Source organism: Calothrix rhizosoleniae SC01 (genome assembly GCF_900185595.1).
GTDB lineage: Bacteria > Cyanobacteriota > Cyanobacteriia > Cyanobacteriales > Nostocaceae > Calothrix_A > Calothrix_A rhizosoleniae.
Genome location: NZ_FYBH01000174.1, coordinates 1 through 9,847, shown reverse-complemented (window position 1 = coordinate 9,847; position 9,847 = coordinate 1). Strand labels below are relative to the sequence as shown.

Here is a 9,847-nt window from a genome sequence, read left to right as displayed (position 1 = left end):
ACTGTTCATAGGTTTCAGCCTTCAGCAATGTCCTACCGGACACGCTATCTCCTTTCAGGAGACGCTTCGCTAACGCGAACAAACCATCCTGGAGTAAGGTATTTTTCCTCTTCCCCTACTCCCTACTCCCTATTTTGGTGATGGAAACAAATTTCACCTCATCACCTTATTTTTAAATTGTTAATTATTGCCTGTTTCCGATTCGTTGTAAAATTTTTATATAAGCTGCGCCAATGATAAATCCTGCTCCATGCATCCAATAAGCAAGGCTAGGAGGATTAACACCGCCAGTAATATTTAAGCTACCAATTCCGTAAAATAGCTGTTGGATAAACCACCAGAATAAATAGAAAAATGCTGGAATTCGCATCGGAATAAAGATAACTAAAAGTGGCAAAACAGAATCAATTTTAGTTTGGGGAAACTTAATTATATATGCTCCTAAAATAGCTGCGATCGCACTATTATTTCCAATCAGAGGTACTGCTAAATTTGGGTCTGCTAAAATCTGGATTAAGGCTGTGAGAATACTTGCCAGGAAATAAAATATAATAAAACGCCTATAACCAATAATTTTTTCAATGGTTTGACCAAATATCCACAAAAATAATAAATTACCTAAAATCTGACTAAAACTACCATGCAAAAACATAGCTACGAATAGTGAAAATAAACTGATGGCAATTATTATTATTGCCGCCAAATTCCCTGCTAATAATTCTGTAAAAGCTGCACTTATTTGTTTGGGAATCATTCCCCAACTATAAATTACATTCGTTAATTCATTACTTATCTCTAATTTAATTTCCCACAAGAATACAATTACATTAAAGCCAATTAATCCGTAAACAATAATCGGTCTTTTATTGCTAAAAAAGAAAATATTATCGCTAATGGGAATCATAATTTACAAGTGATTGATTCTGAGTGGTGATTTCGTCCCCAAACTTTTCCCGATGTAAATGTGGCAAGATTGAAATCAGATACTACGCACGCTCACTAGGCAAACAGATGTTGGGAAACATACTTGTTGGACGATATCAAATTATCAGTCACTTGGGAGGAGGGGGTTTTGGCGAAACATTTGTTGCTTTTGATACTCAATTACCGGGTAAGCCTAAATGTGTCGTCAAGAAACTCCAACCGCAATCCCAGGATCCCATAACTTTACAAACAGCTAGGCGTTTATTTGACACGGAAGCCCAAGTTCTGTACAAGTTAGGGACTAACGAGCATATTCCTTTACTTTTAGCTTACTTTGAAGAAAATCAAGAGTTTTATCTCGTACAAGAATTTATTACCGGACATGATTTAAGTCAAGAGCTAGTACCAGGTAAAAAATTTAGCCAAGAAGAGGTTATTAAACTTTTACAATCAATATTAAAAATATTGGAGTTTGTCCACCAGCAAAATGTCATTCACCGTGATATTAATCCCCACAATATACTCAGACGGGATACAGATGGACAGTTAGTTTTAATTGATTTTGGTGCTGTTAAGGAAATTACTACCCAGGCTATTGTCAATTCTGGGCAAATACCACAAACTATTGCCATAGGCACTCCTGGATATATTCCTAGTGAGCAGGCTCAAGGAAACCCCAAGTTTAGTAGCGATATTTATGCAGTGGGAATTATGGGGATTCAAGCATTAACGGGATTAGACCCTAGCCAATTTAATAAAGATACCATAACCAATGAAATTGTCTGGAGAGAGCAAACAGAAGTAACTCCAGAATTTGCCAATTTATTAGATAAAATGGTTCGCTATGATTTTCGAGAACGCTATAGTTCAGTCAATCAAATATTACAGCATCTCCAAGACTTACAATTCTCCAATACTATGGTTGTCAGTCCTCCCCCTGCAAATCCTCAAAATCAACAGCTATCAAAGTCTTTTCCTAAATATAAATATAAGGGTATTCTGATTAGAGCTTTTTTGATTTTAATAGTTATAGGTTGTGGTGGAGTTGGAGCATTTTTTTTAGTTAATGCTATCAATGTTAAGAATGCTAATTCATTGTACAGACAAGCCACTATTTTGTCTGATTTACAAAGATATGAGGATGCTTTAGCAACATACGAGAAAGTGATTGCTTTACAAGCTGATTCTAGCCAAGCTTGGTATGGGAAAGGCAAAAGTTTGTATGCACTGAAACAATATAAACAGGCACTAGTCGCATATGAAAAAGCAATTCAAATTCAACCAGATTATTTTGATTCATGGAGCGATCGCGGTTTAACATTAGATAAATTAAAACGATATCAAGAAGCTATTTATGCCTTTGATAAGGCTTTGCAAATACAAAATGATAAACCAAATATCTGGGCGGCAAAAGGTAAGGCTTTAATGAATTTAAAGCAGTATGATCAGGCAGCAGTAGCTTACGAACAAGCGATTAATTTCAATTCAGAAAATTATAATTATTGGTACCAAAAAGGCATAGCTCTACATCAATCCCAACGTTATGAAGATGCGATCACATCTTTCGATCGCAGCCTAAAAATCAAATCTAATTATGCAGCAGCCTGGTATCATCGAGGCAATGCATTCGCTAATTTAAATCGTTATAGAAATGCAATTAAATCCTATGAGAAAGCTGTAGAATACCAGAGAAATTATTATCAAGCTTGGTTATCAAAAGGTAATGTCCTAATTACCATACAACGATATCCAGAAGCAGTAGTTGCCTTTACCCAAGTAACTAAATATAGCCCCCGTAATTCCCAAGCTTGGTATTATCTCGGTTGGTCATTACATCAAAATCAACGCTATGAAGAGGCAATCAATGCTTTTAATCAGACAATTAATCTCAAACCTAATAGCTATCAATCATGGTATGGAAAAGGCAATTCTCTATATCAATTAGCAAAATATCCAGCAGCAATCAAATCTTACAATAGAGCTATTCGCTACAATAAAAATCATGCCGAAAGTTGGTATAGCAAGGGAAATGCTCTATTTAATTTACGACAATATCAACAAGCGATCGCATCTTATAAACAAGCAATCAAATATAAACCCAATTATCAGCAAGCTAAACAAGCTTTACAAAAAACTCAGGAATTATTAGCCGATAAAAATAACGAACGAAAATCAGATTAAACTGAGCATTATAGCAATGGGTATATTGATTAGGACAGTATTGTTCAACTAAAGGACTATCAACTGAAAAATGTCCTAATACCGTTTCTCTAAATCCTGGCTACAGATAATTCTCCCCCTGCTCCCTGCTCCCTGCCCCCTGCTGTCCATGTGTAGCTTTATTTTGGAGAATTGGTATAAATTGGCTAGCTATAGCTATATCTCAAAAATAATACCTGTAGAGACGTAAAACTTTACATCTCTACATCTTTTATTGCGACATAGTGACGAGAAAAAATGACAAAATGAAAAGTTTAAAATTATCGAATATTCACTTCTGGGAATTCATTTTCCGTTTTTAAATCAGAGAATCTACTAGTTGAGGCTGGAATTGTTGGTGATATAAATGAAGTCAAATTTGCTTTTTGCTGTCCATTTCTACTACTTGTATCTAGCCTAGGAGACTGACTTTTAGAATTAGAGGATTCTTGATTCCGAGCAAATATTTGTATGCGTTTTTTATGACTATATTCTTTTAATTTTAGTTGGGCAGTATTGTAAACTGGAGTATTTTTAGGAATTTTTTTGAGAAATCTAATCGCGCCATCAAAGTTCGATTTAGCAGCTTGGTTGTAGGCTTTTTGTAATAAATAAGTAGCTCTAATTCCCTGCTTTTTCTCATATTCATGCAATTTATCTTTAACTAAAGCACCAGCAGAAGATTCGCCAGGGATTTGTTTGAGATATTGTAAAGCCATTGTAAAGTCTTTGTTTTTAGCTGCTTTATAGGCTTGGTTCAGTAATGTTTCTGTTTGTATTTTAATATTTGTATTTGCTTGCTCAACAAGTCCATCTATTTTCGATTGCCAATATAAAATATCAGGAACTTGAGGTGCTAGCCGTAATACTTCTGACCACTTGCCATCATTATCAGCTTGTTTAATTGATGCAAATTTCTCAGCAGCAATTTCCCATTGTTTTTGCCATTCCTCAATAGTGGCTTGGGCTTCTGGATATATATAACTAGTACTAGGAATTGATTTAGCTAAGGAAATTGCTTGTTGAAAATCTCCCGATTGATATTTCTGTGTTGCATTATATAAAGTTGCCGTCTCGGAAGTTCCAGGGGAATTCGTAATTAAAGAATATGTACCAAATCCAAGAAACAAAGTATTGGCAACTAATCCTACCTTCATACCTGTAAGCAGGGAAGACGATTTTGGTGATTTTCCATCCCGATAAATTTGATTGGATTCTGGTGGAGAATTAATATCTTCAGTACTTTCCGGTAGAACAATATAATCTGTATATATGCTTTGTGGTTGCCATTCTTCTAATGGCATTTGTTCCAGTGCTTTAATTACTTGAGTTGCTGATTGAAAACGATGTGTATAATCATAACGAATCATTTGACTGAGTACAGCAGCCAGATAATCACTAACTGCTGTATTCTGAGAACGCCAGATAATTTCATTAGTATAAGGATCTATTTGGAAACTCAGTGGTGTCAATCCCGTTAGAGCTTGAATAGCTATAAGGCCTAAAGCATAAATATCACTATTCGGTTTAGTTTGACCAATAAATTGTTCTGGAGGGATGTATCCTAAAGAAGTGACAGGTATCTGATAAATGGGTAGTACCACATCCATGCCAAAATCCACTGGCTGGATAGAGCCGAAATCAATTAAAACTAACTTGCCATCATAAGCACGTCTAATCAGGTTATCTGGTTTAATATCGCAATGAATAACACCTTGAGAGTGAATAAAATCTAAAATACCTAAAACATCTTTTAAAAACCTAACTGTCTCCCTTTCAGTCCATAAGTAAATGGAACCCATATCGTAAGTAATGGGAAGCTCTACCGTCAATGGATTTCCCTCCACTAGTTCTTGGACTAAGTAGAACCGTTCATTCTCTTCAAAACAGGAAAGAAGCTGGGGAATTTGGGTATGGTGTCCTAAATTACTCAGAGTTTGAGTTTCAGTCAGAAAACGTAAGCGGAGGTTTTCTAAGTAATTAGACTGGTAACTGAAAATTTTTAGTTGTTTAATAACACATTTGGGATTGTTTGGTTGCTCTATATCTATGGCAATGAAGGTTTGCCCAAATACTCCTGCGCCTAAATTTTGAACAATGTGGTAACGTTTTTGCAAAACTTTACCGATCATGTAGTTAGTCATGAATTGGTTACTAGGAGACTACTTGTTTAATTTTTCTGATGTCACCCACAATTTCCGGAATACCTGGTAGAGAAATGTCTGTAAATTTACACTAATAATTTATTTGCTCAGAATATATGGTGATTTATACTGAGAACTAAATATTTGTATTTTGTTCCCTAATTACTTGGATTTTTTTTTCCGTATCAAGCAATACTTTTACGAGAATAGAGTGAGTATTATTCTGATTCCTGAATTTCTTTTTTTTCCATTTCAGATTTATCTGTCAATGGTTTCACCACTCGAGCAATCGCTTCTTGAATAAAAGCCTTGATAAACTCATCCCTGCGGTTAAGTTGAAACTGACGCTGTACAACCTCAGTCATTCCTCCATCGCCCCAATCTTGATCATGGCGGAAATATTCAATAAAACTTTTACCAGCAATTCTAGTTAAATAGGCAGCAGTTACCCCTTGAATTGCTCTACCAATAATAAAAGTACCTACATTCAGTTGTAATGCGGTGGAAAGTAACTGTAATGCTCCCTTAACAATTCCCAAACTAGCAATAGTTTTTGCCAAAGATAGAGCTAGTTCCCTTCCCCTTTCCATATTCAACTCACAACCGTAAACCCTGCCAATTTCCACCACCATTTGGGCATTGACTGCTGCTGTTGCTAATAAATCCACCACTGGTAAAGGAGTTACTGATACCACCCCTGCACCAATCCACTGAAACCTATCCACAATTTTGTCAGCCTGACGACGACGTTGCACATCAATTAGTTTTCGGGCTTCTTCTCCCAATCTCATGGATTGCAACAAAATATTATCTGCCACCAAATCTTCCCCTTCTGCCCGTAAAATAGCTGCCATGCGCCGCATTAATGGCAGAATATCTGCTTCTGGTTGAAAAATTTCCCCATCTTCTAATTCTACTGGCTGGGGGTTAGCTGCGATCGCGACTACATCATTAGTGGAAATAAAACCCCGTACCCGTTGACGCAATCGGGCTAAAATAGCTTCCTTATCCTCATCTGTATACAAGTCAGTTTTATTCAGAACCACCACAGAACGCTTACCAATACCAGCTAATGCTTGTAGGGGTTCGTATTCCGAACGTCGTAAATCATTATCCACTACAAACAATAATAAATCTGCTGCCGTTGCTAGTTCCCTGGCTAACTCTTCCCTTTGGGTTCCTGCTACCCCTGCTTCCAAAATTCCTGGGGTATCTGTAATCAAAATCTTCCGTTCTAAACCTTTCAATCGCAGGCAATAGGTTTCTCCCACCATAGTAGTTCCCATAGGGGCACTGACCTTACCCACCATTCTCCCCATGACAGCATTTACCAAGGAAGTTTTGCCAGCACTACCAGTACCAAATACCACTACTTGAATTTCACCCCTGGCGAGGTTAGCTTCAATTTCCCGAGATTTACTTAATAAAGCTTGGCGAGTAACTTCATCTTGAATTTGCGATACCTGTTGTCTTACAGCTTGGAGTGTGGAAGAAGCAGCTTCTGATTTTACCTCTGGGACTTTGATTTGGGGACGAAGTTTGCGGGAACGATGGGAACGCTTTTCCCCAGCCCGTAGTTCCAATACATAATATACAAAGGCAGCTATTAAACCGGCAATGAGGACAATTAGCAAAAATAACAGCAAATTGCCCAGCAAGGGAGAATAGGATAGTTGCCAGTAGAGGCGAGAGAGGGAATCAACCAGCCACAAGCTTAATCCCAGAATCAGGATTAAACCAACAATTAGGGTGACTAAGCGTGACAAGGGCATGGAAAACTAATACTAATCATAGGGTATGCAGATGTTTCTCATCTTAGATCCTTTGATGGAGTGATGGAGTGATGGAGTGATGGAGTGATGGAGTGATGGTTGTTAGTTGTTAGTTGTTAGTTGGTGGTTGATGGTTGGAAGTTAAGATTTTTGATCTTTCCCTCCTTCCCTCTCTTTCCCATCTTCCCACACTCCCCCTGCTCCCTGCTCCCTGCTCCCCTGCCTCTTCCATCAAGAGCTCACAGTGACTTGCTCTTGCTTTTGCTCTTTCAGTAAATATGCATACAATCTATTCAGTGCATTCACGTATGCTTGGGCTGATGCCACAATGATATCGGTATTGGCAGAACGTCCAGAAAATATCTTATCTTCATGTTTGAGACGAATTGTCACTTCCCCAATAGCATCAATACCAGCCGTAACAGATTGTACAGAAAATTCAATCAGCTTATTTGGTACATTCACCACCCGATTAATGGCTTTGTAAACAGCATCCACAGGCCCTGTACCAATGGCAGCATCCGTCAATTCTTCCCCATCAGGAGTATAGAGGGTAACAGTTGCAGTTGGTTTAGCATTAGAACCAGAGGAAACTTGTACCAACTCCAAACGGAATAAATCTGGTGCTTGTTGGATTTCATCATTTACAATTGCTTCCAAGTCCCAATCGGAAATTTCTTTCTTTTTGTCGGCGACATCTTTGAAGCGGAGGAAGGCTTTATTTAATTCGGTCTCTGTAATTTCATAACCCAATTCTTGCAAACGGGTACGAAAGGCGTTTCTGCCGGAATGTTTGCCTAAAACAATCAGATTATCTGTCAAACCAATGGATTGAGCATCCATAATTTCATAGGTGCGCTTATTTTTCAGCACCCCATCTTGGTGAATACCTGATTCGTGGGCAAAGGCATTAGTGCCAACAATGGCTTTATTGGGCTGTACCAACAACCCGGTTAAGTTAGAAACCAATCGTGAAGTTTTGTAAATCTGTTTGGTATCTATGTTGGTGAGGGGTTTCTCTGAGTCTGCGGCACATCCCAAAAACGGATTAAAGTATTGTTTGCGGACGTACAAAGCCATGACCAATTCTTCTAAAGCAGCGTTTCCTGCCCGTTCGCCAATGCCATTAATGGTACATTCTAACTGTCTGGCACCATTTTTAACTGCTTCCAGGAAATTGGCCACAGCCAAACCTAAGTCATTATGTCCATGAACAGAAATAATGGCTTGATCAATGTTGGGTACATTATCCTTAATTCCCTTAATTATGGCCCCAAATTCGCTGGGAGTGGTATAACCAACGGTATCGGGAATATTTACCGTAGTCGCTCCGGCAGCGATCGCTTTTTCTAAAACCTGGTACAAAAATTCAGGATCGGAACGCCCTGCATCTTCGGGAGAAAATTCTATATCATCAGTAAAGGTTTTGGCATATGCCACCATTTCCTCTGTCGTCGCCAGTACTTCTTGCCTAGTTTTACGCAGTTTGTATTGGAGGTGAATATCGGAAGTGGCAATAAAGGTGTGAATTCTACCTTTGGCTGCCGGTGCAATTGCCTCTGCGGCTGCTTTAATATCATCCCGCCTTGCCCTTGCCAAACTACAAATTACTGGCCCATTCTCCGTACCTACAGTCCGAGCAATTTGATTTACCGCCTCAAAATCTCCAGGACTGGCAAAAGCAAAACCTGCTTCAATTATATCGACCCCTAAACGGGATAATTGTTTAGCGATCGCTAGTTTTTCCTCTATATTCAGTGTTGCTCCCGGACATTGTTCCCCATCTCGGAGAGTTGTATCAAAAATAATAATGCGTTCGGAATTATTGCTCATATGCCACCCTTTGTTCTATTTGTACTAGTCGCTGACAATATTTTATAGATATATTTATTTTTATAAATTTTTATATAAATAAAACAATTATGCCTAACATTGAGATGCTTCTGCTTTTTCTATTTTCCCTCTGAGATCATTTAAATCAATATATCTGTCAGTAGCATTACGTAATTCTCTGGCTATCATTCCTTCTGTTGATACTACAGTTATATGAGTATTTTTAGATCGTAATAATTCAATTGCTCTTTCAAAATCACCATCTCCACTAAATAAAACGACCCGGTCATATTGGTCTACTGTATTAAACATATCTACGACAATTTCAATATCTAAATTTGCCTTTTGGGAATAACGACCAGAGGAATCATCATAATATTCTTTGAGGATTTTAGTTCTGACGGTATATCCCAGACTAATTAGAGCATCTCTAAACCCCCTTTGGTCTTGTTGGTCTTTTAAGCCAGTGTACCAAAAAGCATTAATTAATGTTGTCTCTGGTTGTTCATGAGCGAAATATTCTAATACTCTTCGGGGATCGAAAAACCAACCATTTTTTTGTTGAGCGTAGAACATATTGTTTCCGTCTACAAAAATAGACAGACGATTACTGGTAATGGTCATATAAATTTACACCTATAAATAAATAAAGAATTTTAGATGAGTGATAGATTATAGCAATTATAAATTGTGATATTTGCTTATATCTACAGATGAAATATTCATGTAGGTCTTGATTAGACTTATTTTATAATCATAGAATGTACTTAAGCATTAAATGTATATAATTGAGATAAAAATAGATCCTGGTTTTCTTCGTCCAGCTCGAGTTCGTGAATAAAATTCATCAATAAAATTACCTGGATATGAGAATTTATAGCTGCTGATTAACTTAGTTTACTCCTAAAGAGGTATAGAATATAGTCGGCAATGGTTGTAATTTGAGGGATATATATTCCGGTTATGTACTAAAGT

The 9,847-nt window shown here is 37.5% G+C and carries 6 protein-coding genes; 1 reads left to right on the top strand and 5 read right to left on the bottom strand.

The genetic code is table 11. The features are described 5' to 3' along the window. Positions 1 to 184 precede the first annotated feature (184 nt). Positions 185 to 904 carry a rhomboid family intramembrane serine protease gene (locus tag CALSC_RS10670; protein ID WP_088241331.1) on the bottom strand — a complete coding sequence of 240 codons (720 nt, stop codon included), beginning with the start codon at positions 902 to 904 and terminating at the stop codon, positions 185 to 187. Positions 905 to 1,011: 107 nt separating this feature from the next. Here CALSC_RS10670 and CALSC_RS10665 point away from each other — a divergent pair, with 107 nt between their 5' ends. Further along, complete coding sequence (locus CALSC_RS10665; protein WP_088241330.1) at positions 1,012 to 3,105, top strand: serine/threonine-protein kinase; 2,094 nt, start codon at positions 1,012 to 1,014, stop codon at positions 3,103 to 3,105. A 299-nt stretch (positions 3,106 to 3,404) separates the two neighbouring features. On the opposite strand, the gene CALSC_RS10660 is transcribed toward CALSC_RS10665, so the two are convergent. From CALSC_RS10660 to CALSC_RS10645, 4 genes are all read right to left on the bottom strand, one after another. Further along, the gene (locus CALSC_RS10660; protein WP_088241329.1) at positions 3,405 to 5,267 is read right to left on the bottom strand and encodes a serine/threonine-protein kinase; all 1,863 of its coding nucleotides are present in this window, start codon (positions 5,265 to 5,267) and stop codon (positions 3,405 to 3,407) included. Positions 5,268 to 5,485: 218 nt separating this feature from the next. After that, positions 5,486 to 7,039 (bottom strand): YcjF family protein, encoded by a 1,554-nt coding sequence (locus CALSC_RS10655; RefSeq protein WP_088241328.1) that lies wholly within the window; start codon positions 7,037 to 7,039, stop codon positions 5,486 to 5,488. A gap of 231 nt (positions 7,040 to 7,270) precedes the next feature. Beyond that, on the bottom strand, positions 7,271 to 8,872 hold the full coding sequence (locus CALSC_RS10650) for a 2-isopropylmalate synthase (protein WP_088241327.1): 1,602 nt from the start codon (positions 8,870 to 8,872) through the stop codon (positions 7,271 to 7,273). A 93-nt stretch (positions 8,873 to 8,965) separates the two neighbouring features. After that, the gene (locus tag CALSC_RS10645; protein ID WP_088241326.1) at positions 8,966 to 9,496 is read right to left on the bottom strand and encodes a LabA-like NYN domain-containing protein; all 531 of its coding nucleotides are present in this window, start codon (positions 9,494 to 9,496) and stop codon (positions 8,966 to 8,968) included. Positions 9,497 to 9,847 lie beyond the last annotated feature (351 nt).